A 16,341-nucleotide genomic window follows, 5' to 3' on the forward strand; every position below is an offset into this window, starting at 1 on the left:
GTGACGTGGAAGAAGAAATTGGGCAGGGCGAAACCGATGACATAGCCCTGACCCTTGAACGGCCATTCGCCGCCGGGGAATTTGAGGACGACCTCCTTGTCCTCCTGACCGTCGACGGCGTCGCGCGGCACCGAGCCGATGAAGGCCAGGGTCGAGGCGATGCGGGCCTGCAGCTCGGCGATCGTGGTCTCCGTGTCCTCGTTGACCGGGGCCTCGACGCCGGACAGGCGGGCGGCGCACAGCTTGGCCCCGTCGCAGGCGATCTGCACCTGTTTGACCAGCGGGTGCATGTCGTCGATCAGCCGGCGGGCCAGCAGGGCCTCCGGGCCGGCGCCGGTCTCCGCGGCGTGGGCGGCGGCCTTGTCCAGCATGGCCGACAGGGCCTTGAGGCTGCGGGTGAAGACGGGGACCGTCAGGTCGTACAGTTCGGTGGCCATGGCGTTTTGTCCCGATGGGTTTTTATTGAGAACGGTCTAGCTCGGAGGGGGCGGCCGACGCAATCCCGCCCCGTCGGGTCACGGTCGGGTCAGGGGAACATCACCACCGTCCGGACCGCCGTCCCGTCGGCGAGGGCGTCGAAGGCCTCGTTGATCCGCTCCAGCGGGATGGTCCCGCTCAGCAGCCGGTCCACCGGCAGCCGCCCCTCGCGGAACAGGGCCACGAAGCGGGGGATGTCGCGGGAGGGCACGCAGGTCCCGATGTAGCTGCCCTTCAGGGTCCGCTCCTCGGCCACCAGCTGGACCACATTGACCGCCAGCGCGGCCTCGGGCGGGGGCAGGCCGGCGGTGACCGTGGTCCCGCCCCGCCGGGTCATCCGCCACGCCGCCTCCAGCGCCCGCACGCTGCCGGCCATCTCGAACACGAAGTCCGCCCCGCCGCCGGTCAGGGCCCTGACCTGCTCCACCGCGTCCGCATCCGCCGCATTGACCGTCCGCACCGAACCGAGGCTCCGCGCCAACGCCAGCTTCTCCTCGCTCAGGTCCACCGCGATGACCGGCGACGCCCCGCTGGCCAGCGCCCCCAGCACCGACGACAGCCCGACCCCGCCGAGGCCCACGACCGCCACCGACTGCCCCGCCCGGACGCCGGCCGTATTGACCACCGCCCCCACGCCGGTCAGCACCGCGCAGCCGAACAGCGCCGCCTGCTCGAACGGCAGGTCGGCGTTGACCTTCACCAGCGATCGCCGCGACACCACCGCATGGCTCGCGAAGGCCGAACAGCCGAGATGATGATTGAGCTCGCCGTGACCGTCATGCAGCCGCCGCCCGCCGCCCAGCAGCTCGCCCTTGCCGTTGGCCGCCGCCCCCGGCTCGCATAGCGCCGGCCGCCCTCCGGCGCACGGATCGCAGTGCCCGCAGCTTGGCATGAAGACCATGACCACATGGTCGCCGACCGCCAGATCGTCGACGCCGGCGCCCAGCGCCTCGACCACGCCCGCCGCCTCGTGACCCAGCGCCATCGGCATCGGCCGCGGCCGGTCGCCGTTGATGACGCTGAGGTCCGAATGGCACAGCCCCGCCGCCCGGATCGCCACCCGCACCTCCCCCGGCCCGGGCGGATCGAGCGTCACCGTCTCGAGGCCCAGCGGCCGGCTGTCGGCGTAAGGACGGGCGGCGCCCATGCTGCGGAGAACGGCGGCGGTGGTCTGCATGGAACGGAGGCTAGGCGCTTGACGCCGCGTCCGCCAAGCCCAAGGCTCAAGCCCAAGCGGACTCGACCGAAGCCCGCACGAAACGCGCTCAAGCAGCGAGGCGCCGCGCGCCGAGCGATAGCGCCCAAAAAAGGGGAGACCTCATGACCGGAACCATCGAGCGGACCAAACGCAGCGACTACCGCCGCTTCCAGGCCATCTCCACGCGCTGGATGGACAACGACGTCTACGGCCACGTCAACAACGTGGTCTACTATTCGTGGTTCGACACGGCGGTGAACCGGCTGCTGGTGGTCAACGGCCTGCTCGACATCCATCAGGGCAAGGTCATCGGTCTCGTGGCCGAGACCGGCTGCCGCTACTTCACGCCGACCGCCTTCCCCGACGAGATCCAGGCCGGCGTCCGCGTCGCCCACGTCGGCACGTCCTCGGTCCGCTACGAGATCGGCCTGTTCCGCAATAACGAGGAGGAGGCCGCCGCCGTCGGCCATTTCGTCCACGTCTACGTCGACCGCGAGACCAAGCGGCCCGTGCCGGTGGACGACCGGATGCGCGGGTTCCTCGAGAGCCTGAAGGCCTAGCGCCGTCTAGTCGTCCAGCCGCCCCATCAGCGCCAGCGCGCCCACGGCGGTCAGCACGCCCAGGGCGAAAGCGCCGATGATGGCGCCGGTGGCGACGGCGGCCGGCACGGTGACCGGACGGGCCTCGTACCATTCGACGATGTCGGCCTCCTCCAGTTCCTCATCGGAAAAGTAGTCAGGGTCCTTGATCACGTCGGCGGTCATGTCGAGCTCCCTGTGGCGACGCTGGCGGAATGCCCGGACGGAAGCGGGGTTCCAGCCACAACGGCGTCTCGTGACACGCGCCCGGCCATCGGCTAGACGCGCGGCGACAGACAATGGTCGCGCTCAAGCAGCGAGCGACCGCGTCGCGAGCGTTAGCGCACTCAAGAGAGATTCATGGCCGGCCATTCCAAGTTCAAGAACATCATGCATCGCAAGGGCCGCGCCGACGCGCAGCGGTCCAAGCTGTTCTCCAAGCTGTCGCGGGACATCACCGTGGCGGCCAAGTCGGGCATGCCCGACCCGGCCATGAACCCGCGCCTGCGTCTGGCGGTGAACAACGCCAAGGCCGAGAGCCTGCCCAAGGACGTCATCCAGCGGGCCATCAACAAGGCCTCCTCCGGCGACGCGGATACGATGGAGGAAATCCGCTACGAGGGCCGGGGTCCCGGCGGGGTCGGCATCATCGTCGAGGCCCTCACCGACAACCGCAATCGGGCCGGCTCCAACATCCGCGCCGCCTTCTCCAAGAACGGCGGGGCGCTGGGCGAGATGAACTCGGTCGCCTTCATGTGGGACCGGGTCGGGCAAATCAGATATCCGGCCGAAGCCGGCACCGAGGACCAGGTCATGGAGGCCGCTATCGAGGCGGGCGCCCAGGACGTCGAGAGCGATCTGGTCAAGCCGGATATCTACGAGGACGCGCCGGGCCACACCATCTGGACGAAGTTCGAGGACCTCAACGAGGTCGCCGAGGCCATGTCGAAGGTGCTGGGCGACCCGAAATCGACGGCCCTGGTGTGGAAGCCGCAGTCCGAGGTCCCGGTCACCGGCGAGGCGGTCGGCACGCTGATGAAGCTGCTCGATGCGCTCGACGCCGAGGACGACGTGCAGAACGTCTATTCGAATGAGGACATCTCGGACGAAGACCTGGCGAAATACGCGGGCTAGATGACGACCGGCGGGCCAGACACACCCGGAAACGGACCGCGCGGACGCTGGGTCGATGTCACGGTCTGGGTGCTGGTTATCGCGTCCCTCATCGGCCTGGCCGGCGCCATAGCCTGGTATCTGTCCAACGCGTCGTTCGAGCTTCGCGAGATCACCTTCGAGGACGATTCAGTCGATGTCGAACTGCTGATTCCGGTCGCCCCCGCCCCCGCCCCGGAGCCGTCACCCACCGACCGCCCGCCCGCTGCGGCGCCTGTCCCGACCGGCGGCCCGGACACTGACGGGGTCGCGCGGCCCGCCTGGGTCCGTCCTCCCGCGCCCTTCTACCCGGCTCTCGCTCAAGGTCGCGGCATCGAGCAAGGCGTCGTTCAGCTGCGCTGCGAGGCCCTGGCGTCCGGAGCGCTGGGAGCCTGCGAGATCCTGCATGAGAGCCCGTCCGGAGCCGGCTTCGCCGAGGCCGCGCTGGCTTCGACGCGCCGGGCCCGGGTCCGGCCCTACAGTATCGATGGTTTGGAGACAGACAGCACGATCGCCTTCAGCGTGCGTTTCCAGATGGCGCCGGAACCCTGAAGCTTCACCGGGGCCGGCCCCCGCCCGGGCGGGTCAGCCGAAGCTGCGCAGCTCGTCGTCGACCCAGCCGTCGGGGTTGCGGACCGGACGGCCCGGGCGGCGCAGCCGCATCATCCCGTGCAGGGCGTCGGTGAGGTCGATGAGCTGGTCCTCGGACAGTTCCACCGCGGCGCGCAGCACCTCGGCGCGGACCTTCTCATAGGCCCCGGCGTCAAGGCGGCGTTCCGAAAACAGGGCCATGCCAAGCCCTCCGTTACGACGACGGCGTATCGTCAACCGGCGGGTAACCATCGCGCAACCGTCCGGTTTCGGCGTTAACCCTCATTGCCCGGTCGCGTACGCCTTGACCAGATCGAACAGGAAGTCCCGGCCCTCGTAGAGCGACCGGACGCGGATGCGCTCATTGAGGCCGTGGACGCCGCCCCCGTCCGGGTCGGCGAACAGGCCGGTGACGCCGTAGGTCGGAATGCCGGCGGCGTTGGTGAATCGGCCGTCGGTGGCCCCGGGGCTCATCGAGGGGATCACCGGCACGCCCGGCCACATGCGCCCGGCGATGTCCGTTATCGGATCGAGGATGGCGGGCGTCAGGGGCGGGGGCGGCGACACCGGATCGGGCTCGCCGACCAGGCTGACCGCAACGCCCGGATCGGCGATGACCCGTTCCAGCTCGGCCTTGACCTCGGCCGCGTCGTGGCCCGGCAGGATGCGGCAGTTGACGTTGGCCCGGGCGCGCTGGGGCAGGGCGTTGGGCGCATGGCCGGCGTCGACCATGGTGGCGACGCAGGTGGTGTGCAGGATGGCGTTCCAGGCCGGGTCCGCCGCCGACAGCCGCTCCACCGCCGCGTCCGGCCGGCCCCGCGCCCTCAGGTCGCCCATGTTGCGGGCATGGGCCGGCGTTACGGCCTCCATCGCCTGGAAATAGGCCGCGACCGTCGGATTGATCTCCCATTGGAAGACGTGGTCCCCGAGCCGGACCAGCGCGTTGGCCAGCCGGTCGATGGCGTTGTCGGGCACGGGCCGCGAGGAGTGGCCGCCCGGATTGGTGATCTCAAGCGCGAAGTCCTGGTAGATTTTCTCGCCCGCCTGGATATCCAGCGCGATACGGTTCCCCCCGGCGTCGAGCCGTCCGCGCGCGCCTTCGTTCAGGGCGAAGCCGGCGCTGAGGGCGTCCGGATGGGTCTCGAGCAGCCATTCGACGCCGTTGTGGACGTCGGACGTCTCCTCCCCGCAGGTCAGGGCGATCTTGATGTCGCGACGCGGCATGAAGCCCTCGGCCTTGAGCCGGATCAGCGTATCGACCCAGATGGCGGCCTGGGCTTTGTCGTCCTGGGCGCCCCGGGCGTAGAAATAGCCGTCCTCCTCGACGAGGGTGAAGGGATCGCGGACCCAGTCCTCCGCCTTCGCCTCGACCACGTCGATATGGGCCAGCAGCAGGACCGGTTCGGCGGCCGCGTCGGAGCCGCGCAGCACCGCCGACAGGTTGCCGTCCTTCGGGCGATCCGCCGGGACCAGCACGCGGACGTCGGCGGCCGGATAGCCGGCGGCGACCAGGCGGGCGGCCATCCGTTCCGAGGCGAGGGTGCAGCTGCCTTCCGACAGGGTGGTGTTGGTCTCGACCAGTTCTTCATACAGGGCGCGGAAGGCGAGCTGGTCCGGCCGGGCCGCCTGGGCCGAGACGGCCGGGGCTGAGAGGCCAAGGGCGGCCGCGACTCCGGCGACCAGCAGTCGTGATTTCATCGTGGGCGTCCCTCCGTTCCGGAACGCTACCTTGGAACAGCGCGGCTGTCGCGCCCGTTGCCGGACATGGACATGAGCGACCTGCCCGACTTCGCCCCGTCGCTGCTGGCCGCCGTTCTGGCCGGCGGACTGATCGGTTTCGAACGCGAGTGGCGCGGCCGCGCGGCCGGCTTCCGCACCCACATCCTCGTCTGCCTCGCCTCGGCCCTGCTGATGGAGGCCGCGGTGTCGCAAGGGGCGTGGCGGTTCGACGCCCTGCTCGGGACGCAGATCGTCAGCGATCCGACGCGGATGGCCCATGGCGTGCTGACCGGCATCGGCTTCCTCTGCGCCGGCGTGATCTTCCGGGCCGGCTTCTCGATCCACGGCCTGACCACGGCGGCGTCGCTGTGGATCACCGCCGCGATCGGCCTGCTGCTCGGAGTCGGTCTGTTCGGGCTGGCGTTCACCGGAACCGTGCTGACCGTCATGGTCCTGCTGATCCTGCGGCTGGTCAGCCGGCGCCTGCCCCAGAAGGCGGTGATCGACGCGGAGATCGTCTGGCGGCGCGACGCGGCCGACGCCGAGGCGGCGGTGGAGGCCGCGGTGACGGACCTTGACCCGGGGCGGCGCGCCGACCTGTTCGAACTGATCGACGGCGGCGAACGCGTGCGCCGGAGCTTCCGCCTCCAGATCGAGGACGACGCGGCGCTGAAGACCCTCGCGGCCAGGCTGAGGACCATCGAGGGGATCACCGGCTATCGCCTCGACCCGCGCGACGACTGACGACCGCTTGATCGCATCGGGCAGACGAGCCTAGGCTGAAGATTCGTCAGCTTGCGGAGTGAATTCCTGATGGACTGGGATCTGGTCTGGCCAGTGGTCGCGGCCATGACGGCCGGCGGGCTGATCGGGGTCGAGCGCACCTATCACGGGCATCCGGCCGGGTTCCGGACCCATATCCTGGTGTGCCTGACCAGCTGTCTGCTGATGCTGGCGGCCATGCACCAGGCGACCTGGGACTTCATCGCCCTGCCCGACCAGACGGTGGTGATCGATCCCACCCGGATGTCGCACGGCCTGCTGACCGGCATCGGCTTCCTCTGCGCCGGAGTGATCTTCCGCGAGGGCTTCTCGGTGCACGGCCTGACCACGGCGGCGTCGCTGTGGGTCACCTCGGCCATCGGCGTGCTCTACGGCGTCGGCATGCTGCAGCTGGCCCTGATCGGCTCCGGAGCGACCCTGGCGGTGCTGGCCGTGCTGCGTCTGCTCGACGCCAAACTGCCCCACGTCGGCGTCATGGACGTGACGCTGCGCTGGAAACAGGGCGCCGCGCCCGGCGAGCCGGCGTTGCGCGAGCTGCTGCGGGCGCGGGGGCTGAAGGCAGTGCGGATCGGCCACGTCATGAGCCCCGACTGCCTGATCCACGAGCACCATATGAAGGTGAAGGGCCCGATGCCGGTCGATGTCGACGCCCTCGTCTCCCAGCTGTGCGGTCAGGAGGGCCTGGCCGGATTCTCGGTGCTTCCGCGCGACGAATAAAGCCGGTCATTGTCCGCTAACCCTCTTTGGGGCATGACTGGAACGAATGACGAACGAAGCGACTCGGATTCTCGGTCTGGACCCCGGCCTGCGGCGCACCGGATGGGGCGTGGTGGCGGCCGAGGGCTCGCGCCTGCGCTGGATCGCCCACGGCGTCGTGGCCCCGCCGGAAAGCGCGCCGTTCAGCGAACGGCTGCTGCACCTGCTCGAGGCGGTGGGCGCGGTCTGCGCGGACTACGACTGTGATGAAGCCGCGATCGAGGAGGTCTTCGTCAACATGAACCCGGCCTCGACGCTGAAGCTGGGCCACGCCCGCGCGGCGGTGATGCTGGCCCCGGCCCGGCATGGGCTCAGCGTGGCGGAATACTCGCCCAACCTGATCAAGAAGGCGGTGGTCGGGGCCGGCCACGCCGACAAGACCCAGATCGCCTTCATGGTGAAGCGGCTGCTGCCGTCGGCCGGCGACGTGAAGGCCGACGCCGCCGACGCCCTGGCGGTGGCCATCACCCATGCGCAGCTGAGAAAGCGCGCCCTGCTGGCGGGGGCGGCATGATCGGGCGGCTCAGAGGCGTGCTGGCCGAGGTCGAGGCGGACCACTGCCTGATCGACTGCGCCGGCGTCGGCTATGTCGTGGCCTGCGGGGCGCGCACGCTGCAGCGTCTGCCTGCCCCCGGCGACGAGGCGACCTTGCATATCGAATCGAACTGGAACGCCGAGAGCGGGCCGCGCCTCTACGGCTTCCTGACCCGCGACGAGCGCCGCGCCTTCACCACCCTGACCGGCATCCAGGGCGTCGGCCCCAAGGCGGCCCTGTCCGTGCTGGACGTGCTGCCTCCGGGCGATCTCGCGGCGGCCGTTGCGCGCGAGGACAAGGCGGCCGTGGCCCGCGCCAACGGCGTCGGCCCCAAGCTGGCCCTGCGCATCGTCACCGAACTCAAGGGCAAGCCGCTCGGCGAGGTCAGCTTCACCCCGTCCGCGGGGGGCGTGCATGCGGCGCCCGCGCCGGCGCCCAGCGTCACCGGCGAGGCCGTTTCGGCCCTGCTCGGCCTCGGCGTGGCCGAGGTCAACGCCCGCCGCGCCGTCGACCAGGCCCTGATCCGCCTCGGCGACGACGCCGAACTGTCGGCGGTGATCCGCGCGGCCCTGCAGGAGCTGGGGCGGTGATTTTCTCTCTCCGCTCATCCCGGCGAAAGCCGGGACCCAGTGCTTTGGGTGATGTAGCATTCGTGATCGCCGGTCGGCCGGTCGCCCGGAAGCAGGGGTGTCATGCTGGACAGAACGGGGTCCCGGCTTTCGCCGGGATGAGCGGGTATGGGCATGACTGAGGACAGGCTGGTGGATGCATCGCCCGCCCCCGGCGAAACCTACGACCGCGCCCTGCGTCCGCAGACCCTGTCCGAATTCGTCGGCCAGGAGCAGGCCAAGGGCAATCTCAAGGTCTTCATCGAGGCGGCGCGCGGGCGCGGCGAGTCGCTCGACCACGTTCTGCTGTTCGGCCCGCCCGGCCTCGGCAAGACCACCCTGGCCCAGATCGTCGCCCGCGAGCTCGGCGTCGGCTTCCGCGCCACCTCCGGCCCGATCCTCGCCAAGGCCGGCGACCTCGCCGCCATCCTGACCAATCTCGAACCGCGCGACGTGTTGTTCATCGACGAGATCCACCGCCTCGCCCCGACGGTCGAGGAGATCCTCTATCCGGCCATGGAGGACCACGTCCTCGACCTGATCATCGGCGAGGGCCCCTCGGCGCGCTCGGTGCGCATCGATCTGGCCCCCTTCACCCTCGTCGGCGCCACCACCCGCGCCGGCCTGCTGGCCACGCCCTTGCGCGACCGTTTCGGCATCCCCCTGCGGCTGGAATTCTACACCCCGGACGAGCTGGTGAAGGTGATCATGGGCGCGGCCCGCAAGATGGGCGCCCCGATCGCCGAGGACGGCGCCCGCGAGATCGCCTCCCGCTCCCGCGGCACCCCCCGCGTCGCCGGCCGGCTGCTGCGCCGGGTGCGCGACTTCGCCTCCGCCGACGGCGCGACCTCGATCGACCGGCTGGCGGCGGCCCGCGCCCTCAGCCGGCTCGAGATCGACGAGGCCGGCCTCGACGCCAACGACCGCCGCTTCCTCAAGGCGCTGATCGAGAACTACGGCGGCGGTCCCGTCGGCATGGACACCCTCGCGGCCGCCATCGCCGAGGCCCGCGACGCCGTCGAGGACGTCATCGAGCCCTATCTGCTGCAGCAGGGCTTCATCCAGCGCACGTCGCGCGGCCGGATGGCCTGTGCAAGGGCCTACAGCCACCTCGGCCTGACCGAACCGCCCCGGCCCGCGACGGCCGGGCAGGGCGGCCTGTTCGAATAGCTACTGCGGCGCCGGCGCCGGCGTCGGGCTCAGCCGGAAATTCACGGCCTGGATCGTGGCGGGATTGGTCGGGGCCAGCAGCACACGGCCGTCGATCTGGCCCTTGTCGCAGGTCCAGCGGAAGCTTCCGGACAGCGCGCCCGTCGGCGTGACCGGCGCATCGGTCACACAGGCGCCGGCGTCGGTCTTCAACTGCGTCAGCACGGCGCGCCACGAGTCCGCTGAACGGTCCATCAGGAAATTCATGGCCAGCCGGTCGCCGGCCGCCGTCACATCCCCGGCGGCCCAGATCCGCCCGACGTCGGCGTAGCGTTCCGCCAGTACGGCGCTGGTCGCGGCCGATCGCACCGGGGCCTCTCCAGACCGGACCAGGGTCGTGGCCGCATCCATCAGCGGGCCGGACGGCCCGGCGTAGGTCCGGTTGGCGAAGGCGAACAGGCCCGTCCCCCGCTCGGGCATCAGGATCATGAAGGAGCCGTAGCCCGGATAACCGCCCCCATGGGCCAGATAGACGCCGAGCTCGCAGTCGACGATCGCCTGCAGGCCCATGCCATAGGCCCCGGCCCCGGCGCAGGGCTGGCCGTCGGGGCCGGTCCGGCCGCGCGGCGAAACGAAGTTCGAGCCCTGGGCCATTTCGCGCACCGTGGAGCGGCGGACCGGGCCGGTCTCGGGCTCGTCCCGCGCCGGCCAGGCCGACAGCAGGAAGGCGATCCAGCGGGCGTAATCCTCGGCGCTGGTCTGCACCCCGCCCATCGATCCGAACGCGCCGTGCCGCATGTCCGGTTCGCGCAGCCAGGCGTCGTTCTCCCAGCGATAGCCGAGGGCGCGGCGCTCCTGCGGGGCCGCGAAGACGTCATAGCCGCTCGAGGTCATGCCCAGCGGCCGCATGATCTCGGCCTCGATATAGTCGTTGTAGGGCCGGCCCGAGACGTTGGTGACGATCCGGCCCAGCAGGGCGTAACCGAAGTTGGAATATTCGAACGCCGTCTGCGGCGCGCGGGTGAAGGGCACGCCGTCCCGGAGCATCTGCGTGAACTCGGCCTCGGTCAGCACCTGCTGGCGGTCGCCCCACGGGTCGTCCGTGACGAACCCGGCGGTATGATTGAGCAGGTCGCGGACCCGGATGCGCGGGGAGTCGGCGGTGGGATAGGTCCAGGCCGCCAGCTCCGGCACATAGGTCTCGGCCAGGGCGTCGAGCGACAGTTTGCCTTCGTCGCGCAGCTTCAGGATGGCCAGGGCGGTGAAGGCCTTGGACATGGAGGCGATGCGGAACAGGGTGTCGGGGGTCACGGCGGCGCCGTCGACGGCCCGCACCCCCGTCGCCCGCAGATGGATGATCTCGCCGTTCCGGACGATGCCGTACACCAGCCCCGGCGCGCGGGCGTTCGCCTGCCAATGGTCGAAAGCCGCGTCGATGACGGGGATCGCCTCCTCGAGGCTCGCCGGCGCCGCGACGGCGGCGGCGGGGGCGGGCGGCGTCTGCGCCTGAACGGGGACCGCGGCCCCCATCCCCAGGACCAGAACCGCCAAGGTCAGAGCGCTGCGTCGCATGATCCCCTCCCAGTTGTGGTCCAGCCCTAGCATTCCGCCGGACGCCGGCCAATCCGCCGGCGGGCTTCACCTTGAATGCGAACCCCGTCATGCTTGGCCGTGAACGGAGACGGCATGGCGCCACGCAAGATCAGGGTCGAGCGGTTGATCGCCGTGCTGGGCGCCGCGGTGCTGACCCTGGGCGTGCTGCTGCTGTGGCTCTTCACCCGAAGCGGCGGCCTCGGCGGCGGCGAGCCGTCGGCCGAGGATCGGGCCCGGGCCCAGCTCGGCGAGCACATCGGGCCCGACGCCGTGGTCCGCTATACGGAGACAGGCCGCCGGCGGGCGGTGTGCGGCTATGTCTCGACCGACGACCAGCTGGTCGTGTTCATCTCGCGGCCCAACCGCATCCTGCTGGAGACCGATCCCTTGAAGGCCGAGTTCGACGAGATGCTGCGCGACGTCTGCCCCGGCTTCCTGACCCGCGCGCCCGGCGCGAGCGGAGCGCGGCCATGACCGACCGTCCCAACGCCGGCCGTTTCGAGGGTCGCGAGCATCGCCTGCCCGTCCGCGTCTACTACGAGGACACGGACTTCACCGGTCTGGTCTATCATGGAACCTATGTCCGCTATTTCGAGCGCGGCCGGTCCGACGCCCTCAGGCTGATGGGTGTCGGCCACGCCGAGCTGCTGGAGGGCGACGAGCCCATGGCCTTCGTGATCTCGAAGATGACGCTCGACTTCCTCAAGCCGGCCCGGATCGACGACGAACTGCTGGTCCGCACCTGCTATCGCGCCATCAAGGGGCCCCGGCTGCTGATCTCCCAGGTCATCGCGCGCGGCGGCGACGATCTCTGCCGGGCCGAGGTCGAGGTGGTCTGCATCCACCTGGACGGCCGCGCGCGCCGCCCGACGAAGCTTCTGGTGGGGAAGGTCCAGCCCTGGCTGGCGCCTTCAAGCTAGACCATTCACACACCTGTCAGATGCAGTCGGGTGACGAACCCGCCGCACCCCGCTAGACCCGCCTGAATCGCCACACATCCGCCACGCCCGTCCGGTGCACAGGACGCCCGGACGAAAGAGGACGACCGAATGACCACCGCCGCCGACGCATCGACGATGCTGAATCCCGTGACCCTGTTCATGCAGGCCGATATTGTCGTGCAGGTCATCATGGTCGGACTTGCCGTCGCCTCGCTGTGGTCGTGGGCCGTGATCATCGACAAGGCGGTCCGCTTCGCCACGTTGAACAGCCAGGCCACGGCGTTCGAGAAGGCCGTGGGTTCCGGCCGCCCGCTCGAGGAGATCGCCTCGCAGGCCGGGCCGGATCCCGTCCATCCGCTGCCGCGCATGCTGGTCATCGCCCTGAGCGACTGGCGCGAGGCCCGCACGCGCGGGCCGCTGACCGAAGGGCAGGGCAATATGCTGATGGCGCGCATCGACCGGGCCCTCGACAGCCTGATCGCGCGCGAGGGTCAGCGGGTCGAGGCCGGCCTCGGCGTCCTGTCGGTGGTCGCGACCTCGTCACCCTTCATCGGCCTGTTCGGCACGGTCTGGGGCATCATGAACGCCTTCGGGGCCATCGCCGCCGCGCAGAACACCAACCTGGCCACCGTGGCCCCCGCCATCTCGGAGGCTTTGTTCGCCACCGCGCTCGGCCTCGCCGCCGCCATCCCCGCCTATATGGCCTACAACAAATTCTCGATCGACGCGGGCAAGTTCACCGGCCGGCTGGAGAGTTTCGCCGACGATCTCCAGGCCGCCGTGGCGCGCCGGCTGGGCGGCCCGGCCAGCCCGTCGCCGCAGACTTCGGCCGACTACAGCCGCCGGGAGCTCTGAGCATGGCCATGGGCGGAACGGGTGGCGCGGGCGGACACGTCCGGGGCCGCAGACGGGCCCGCAAGCGGCCCCTCAGCGAGATCAACATCACGCCGCTGGTCGACGTGATGCTGGTGCTGCTGATCATCTTCATGATCTCGGCCCCGCTGCTGACCACCGGCGTCGAGGTCGAACTGCCCAGGACCGAGGCCAGCGCGGTCGACGTGTCCGAACAGCCGGTGACGGTCTCGATCGACCGCAACGGCGCGATCTTCGTCGGCGAGGGCGCGACCTCCTGGGAGCGGCTGGTCGAGCACGTGTCGGAGGAGGGCGGCCCTGATGCGACGACCAAGCCCGTCTTCGTGCGGGCCGACGGGCGGGCGCCCTACCAGGCGGTGGCGCGCGTGATGGCGCGCCTTTCGACCTCCGGCTTCACCAAGCTGAACCTGATCACCGACACCTCCGGGGTCTCGTCCCTGCCGGCCGCCTCCGGGGAGGAGTGACACCTTGGAGCGTCCCGGCTCGGCTCTGATCGGTTCGATCGTCGTCCACTTCATGGTGGTCGGGGCCGTCGTGCTGGCCCTGAGCCTGAGCCCGCGCGAGCGGGCGTCCTTGCCGGTGACCAACAGCGTGCCGGTATCGATCATTTCCGAGATGGTTGTCCCGGCCGGACCGGCTGATGCACCCTCCGATGAACCGGCCGCCGAGGCGCCTGCGGACGTCGCCGAGCCGGAACCGCCCACGCCGGTCCCCACGCCGCGGACTCCGCCCCCGCCGCGTCCCGCGCCGTCGCCGACTCTCCGTCCGCCGCAGAAGACGACGCCGCCCCGGCCGACGCCGTCCCGACCGACGCCTCCGCGGCCGACGCCGCCGCGCGAGGACTCGCTGGACCTCGGCGCCCTCGCGAAACGGCCGACCACGTCACCCGCTCCGTCACGCCCGCCGCGCCCGCCGAGCGGAGACCGCGGGAACGGCGCGGCCGGTCGTGCGACCGGGCCGCAGATCCAGAACATTTCGGGCCAGATCAGTTCTCGCTGGGACTTCCAATGCGATCTGCCCGGCGCCCGCGACCTCATTGTGCCGGTCACCATGCGGATCGGCGCCAACGGGCGGGTGACGGACGGCCCGGACTTCTCGGCCCAGGGCAGCGGCGCCGCCTGGCGAAGCGCGGTCGACACCATGCAGCGCGCCATCGCGGCGGCCCAACCGTTCCGCTTGCCGGAGGGATGGACGGAGCAGACCCTCAGCTTCCGCTTCAGGGCTGACGTCGTATGTGCAAATCAATAGTCATCAGGGCTCCGCAGCCCGAAAGTCGCCTCATTGTGCCGACTCTGTGTGACGCTCTGATCTATCAACGGACCGGAACCTTATGAGACCTCTGATCGCCCTGAAGCTTCTCGCCGTCCTTGGCGTCACCGTGGCCGCGACCCCGCTGTTCGCGCAGGTGCAGGGCGGGCCGCAGACGCCGGGTGGGCAGCAGCAGGTCTATGACATCACGGAGGCCAACCTCCGCCCCTTCCAGATCGCCGTCGCCACCTTCGACGGCCAGAACGGCGCCGACCTGTCCGGCGTGATCCGCGCCGACCTGCGCCGCTCCGGCTATTTCGAGCCGCTGGATCCGGCCAGCTTCGTCGAGACCGGCCTGACCCTCGCCAACGCCCCCAACTTCCCGCAGTGGACCTCGATCGGGGCGCAGGCGGTGCTCTACGGTTCGGTGACGCCGCGGCCCGACGGGCGCAACGACTTCGGCTTCCGCCTCTACGACCCCTACCGCCAGTGCCAGCTGGTCTCCTACCGATTCACCGCCACGCCCGAGCAATGGCGCCGGATCGGGCACAAGATCGCCGACCTGGTCTACCAGCGCATGACCGGCGAGACGGGCTTCTTCGACAGCCGCGTGCTGTTCGTCTCCGAGAGCGGCACCCAGCTGAACCGCCTGTCGCGACTCGCCATCTCGGACCAGGACGGCTTCGACCCCGTCTACCTGACCCAGGGCGACGAGATCATCATGTCGCCGCGCTTCTCGCTCAACGACCCCAACGAGATCACCTATGTGGCGCTGGGCAAGGACTACAGCCGCATCTACCTGTTCAACCTGTCGACCGGCCGCCGGGAGTCGCTGGGCGAGTTCGACGGCCAGGTGCTGGCCCCGCGCTTCTCCAACGACGGCTCCCGGATGGCCTTCTCGATCATTCGCGGCGGCAACACCGACGTCTATGTGATGGATCTGGCCAGCCGGCAGGTGCGCCGCCTGACCAACGATCCGGCCATCGACACCTCGCCGTCGTTCAGCCCGGACAACAGCCAGATCGTCTTCACCTCGGACCGCTCGGGCTCGGCGCGGCTCTACGTCATGCGCGCCGACGGCTCGGGCCAGCGCCCGATCTCCCGCGGCGGCGGCATCTACACCGCCCCGAACTGGAGCCCGCGCGGCGACCTGATCGCCTTCACCAAACAGGGCGGCGGGCGGTTCTCGACCGGTGTCATGGCCCCCGACGGCACGGGCGAGCGCATCCTGTCGTCCAGCTATTTCGAGGAAGGGCCCTCGTGGGCCCCGAACGGCCGCTACATCATGTTCGCGCGCCAGTCGCCGGGCGGGGACACCCGCCTGTGGACCGTGGACCTGTCCGGGCGGGTGGTCAGCCAGGCGGGCTACGCCGGCCGCGGCACCGACCCGGCCTGGTCGCCCCTGCTGGACGAACAGCCCTCCAACCTCGGAGGCGGCGGCCCCGACAGCTGCTCCACCTGAGTTCAAGCGGAGCCTTTGGGCTCAATTCCGCGTTATCGCGACTGGCGAAATCGCTGGCGCGGCAGTACCCGACGATTATAGCAAAGCTGGAGGCCGAGGCCTCGCACCAGGAGACAACCGATGATGAAGACCTCGACCCTCGTTCGTCTGGCCGCCGTGGGCGTCGCCGTGACGGCGATCGCCGCCTGCACCCCGCGCCGCCCGGTCGACTCGGCCACCGGCGAGACCGTGCCGGTGGTCGGACCGCAGTATCCGACCGCCCCCACGGGTCCGGTCGACGGCGGCAGCCTGGGCGCCGGCGCGCCGGGGTCCGAGCAGGACTTCGTCGTCAACATCGGCGACCGGGTCTATTTCGACCTCGACAGCTATGAGATCCGCCCCGACGCCTTCCCGCGCATGGACGCCCAGGCGGCGTGGCTGCAGCGCTATCCGTCGGTCACGGTCCGGATCGAGGGCAATGCCGACGAGCGCGGCACCCGCGAGTACAACCTCGCCCTCGGCGCCCGCCGCGCCGAGTCGGTGCGCAGCTATCTGGTCCAGCGCGGCGTCTCGGCCGCCCGTATCGACACCATCAGCTACGGCAAGGAACGGCCGATCGCGGCCGGCTCCAACGAGGAAGCCTGGGCCCGCAACCGCAACGCCCACACCGCCATCGTCAGCGGCGCCACGCGCTGATCC

The 16,341-nt window shown here is 70.4% G+C and carries 21 protein-coding genes; 15 read left to right on the plus strand and 6 right to left on the minus strand.

The genetic code is table 11. The annotated features are described in order from the left end of the window. Both VEB62_RS05210 and VEB62_RS05215 read right to left on the minus strand, forming a co-directional pair. The coding region (locus VEB62_RS05210) for a DUF1993 domain-containing protein (RefSeq protein WP_324796333.1) at positions 1–437 on the minus strand (437 nt) is incomplete at its 3' end. A gap of 89 nt (positions 438–526) precedes the next feature. Further along, positions 527–1,654, minus strand: coding sequence for a zinc-dependent alcohol dehydrogenase family protein (locus tag VEB62_RS05215; protein ID WP_324796336.1), 1,128 nt, complete (start codon positions 1,652–1,654; stop codon positions 527–529). Positions 1,655–1,797: 143 nt separating this feature from the next. On the opposite strand from VEB62_RS05215, the gene VEB62_RS05220 reads away from it, so the two are divergent. Beyond that, positions 1,798–2,235, plus strand: coding sequence for an acyl-CoA thioesterase (locus VEB62_RS05220; RefSeq protein WP_324796339.1), 438 nt, complete (start codon positions 1,798–1,800; stop codon positions 2,233–2,235). Between the two features lie 6 nt (positions 2,236–2,241). Here the strand turns inward: VEB62_RS05220 and VEB62_RS05225 are convergent, their stop codons facing one another. Beyond that, entirely contained in the window at positions 2,242–2,439 is a 198-nt protein-coding gene (locus tag VEB62_RS05225) for a hypothetical protein (protein WP_324796341.1), read from the minus strand. A 174-nt stretch (positions 2,440–2,613) separates the two neighbouring features. Here VEB62_RS05225 and VEB62_RS05230 point away from each other — a divergent pair, with 174 nt between their 5' ends. Continuing rightward, positions 2,614–3,387, plus strand: a complete 774-nt coding sequence (locus tag VEB62_RS05230) for a YebC/PmpR family DNA-binding transcriptional regulator (RefSeq protein WP_324796344.1) — start codon at positions 2,614–2,616, stop codon at positions 3,385–3,387. 69 nt (positions 3,388–3,456) lie between these two features. Beyond that, on the plus strand, positions 3,457–3,957 hold the full coding sequence (locus VEB62_RS05235; protein WP_324796347.1) for a TonB family protein: 501 nt from the start codon (positions 3,457–3,459) through the stop codon (positions 3,955–3,957). A 33-nt stretch (positions 3,958–3,990) separates the two neighbouring features. On the opposite strand, the gene VEB62_RS05240 is transcribed toward VEB62_RS05235, so the two are convergent. After that, entirely contained in the window at positions 3,991–4,197 is a 207-nt protein-coding gene (locus VEB62_RS05240) for a hypothetical protein (protein WP_324796349.1), read from the minus strand. Positions 4,198–4,278: 81 nt separating this feature from the next. Then, a complete protein-coding gene (locus tag VEB62_RS05245) occupies positions 4,279–5,694 on the minus strand; it encodes a M20/M25/M40 family metallo-hydrolase (protein ID WP_324796352.1) in 1,416 nt (471 codons plus the stop codon). 72 nt (positions 5,695–5,766) lie between these two features. Here VEB62_RS05245 and VEB62_RS05250 point away from each other — a divergent pair, with 72 nt between their 5' ends. From VEB62_RS05250 to ruvB, 5 genes are all read left to right on the plus strand, one after another. Beyond that, a complete protein-coding gene (locus VEB62_RS05250) occupies positions 5,767–6,459 on the plus strand; it encodes an MgtC/SapB family protein (RefSeq protein ID WP_324796354.1) in 693 nt (230 codons plus the stop codon). Positions 6,460–6,510: 51 nt separating this feature from the next. Further along, on the plus strand, positions 6,511–7,215 hold the full coding sequence (locus tag VEB62_RS05255) for an MgtC/SapB family protein (protein ID WP_324796356.1): 705 nt from the start codon (positions 6,511–6,513) through the stop codon (positions 7,213–7,215). 46 nt (positions 7,216–7,261) lie between these two features. Continuing rightward, a complete protein-coding gene (gene ruvC, locus VEB62_RS05260) occupies positions 7,262–7,768 on the plus strand; it encodes a crossover junction endodeoxyribonuclease RuvC (RefSeq protein ID WP_324796359.1) in 507 nt (168 codons plus the stop codon). Then, the gene (gene ruvA / locus VEB62_RS05265; RefSeq protein WP_324796361.1) at positions 7,765–8,379 is read left to right on the plus strand and encodes a Holliday junction branch migration protein RuvA; all 615 of its coding nucleotides are present in this window, start codon (positions 7,765–7,767) and stop codon (positions 8,377–8,379) included. The genes ruvC and ruvA overlap by 4 nt, the downstream gene beginning before the upstream one ends. Positions 8,380–8,532: 153 nt before the next feature. Continuing rightward, complete coding sequence (ruvB, locus tag VEB62_RS05270) at positions 8,533–9,567, plus strand: Holliday junction branch migration DNA helicase RuvB (RefSeq protein WP_324796364.1); 1,035 nt, start codon at positions 8,533–8,535, stop codon at positions 9,565–9,567. Here ruvB and VEB62_RS05275 read toward each other — a convergent pair whose 3' ends face one another. Beyond that, positions 9,568–11,118 carry a serine hydrolase domain-containing protein gene (locus VEB62_RS05275; RefSeq protein WP_324796367.1) on the minus strand — a complete coding sequence of 517 codons (1,551 nt, stop codon included), beginning with the start codon at positions 11,116–11,118 and terminating at the stop codon, positions 9,568–9,570. It lies immediately after the preceding gene. A 114-nt stretch (positions 11,119–11,232) separates the two neighbouring features. Here VEB62_RS05275 and VEB62_RS05280 point away from each other — a divergent pair, with 114 nt between their 5' ends. The 7 genes from VEB62_RS05280 (at position 11,233) to pal (ending at position 16,338) form a co-directional block, all read left to right on the plus strand. Continuing rightward, a complete protein-coding gene (locus VEB62_RS05280; protein ID WP_324796371.1) occupies positions 11,233–11,613 on the plus strand; it encodes a hypothetical protein in 381 nt (126 codons plus the stop codon). Further along, entirely contained in the window at positions 11,610–12,059 is a 450-nt protein-coding gene (locus tag VEB62_RS05285; RefSeq protein WP_324796373.1) for a YbgC/FadM family acyl-CoA thioesterase, read from the plus strand. The genes VEB62_RS05280 and VEB62_RS05285 overlap by 4 nt, the downstream gene beginning before the upstream one ends. A gap of 129 nt (positions 12,060–12,188) precedes the next feature. Then, positions 12,189–12,935, plus strand: coding sequence for a protein TolQ (tolQ, locus tag VEB62_RS05290; RefSeq protein ID WP_324796376.1), 747 nt, complete (start codon positions 12,189–12,191; stop codon positions 12,933–12,935). A 2-nt stretch (positions 12,936–12,937) separates the two neighbouring features. Further along, positions 12,938–13,417 (plus strand): ExbD/TolR family protein, encoded by a 480-nt coding sequence (locus VEB62_RS05295; protein WP_324796378.1) that lies wholly within the window; start codon positions 12,938–12,940, stop codon positions 13,415–13,417. A 4-nt stretch (positions 13,418–13,421) separates the two neighbouring features. Beyond that, positions 13,422–14,201, plus strand: a complete 780-nt coding sequence (gene tolA, locus VEB62_RS05300) for a cell envelope integrity protein TolA (protein ID WP_324796381.1) — start codon at positions 13,422–13,424, stop codon at positions 14,199–14,201. An 82-nt stretch (positions 14,202–14,283) separates the two neighbouring features. Next, on the plus strand, positions 14,284–15,663 hold the full coding sequence (gene tolB, locus VEB62_RS05305; protein WP_324796383.1) for a Tol-Pal system beta propeller repeat protein TolB: 1,380 nt from the start codon (positions 14,284–14,286) through the stop codon (positions 15,661–15,663). A gap of 123 nt (positions 15,664–15,786) precedes the next feature. Beyond that, positions 15,787–16,338, plus strand: coding sequence for a peptidoglycan-associated lipoprotein Pal (gene pal / locus VEB62_RS05310; RefSeq protein WP_324796676.1), 552 nt, complete (start codon positions 15,787–15,789; stop codon positions 16,336–16,338). Positions 16,339–16,341: the final 3 nt, after the last annotated feature.

It is taken from the genome of Brevundimonas sp. (assembly GCF_035626975.1).
In the GTDB taxonomy this organism is placed as follows: domain Bacteria; phylum Pseudomonadota; class Alphaproteobacteria; order Caulobacterales; family Caulobacteraceae; genus Brevundimonas.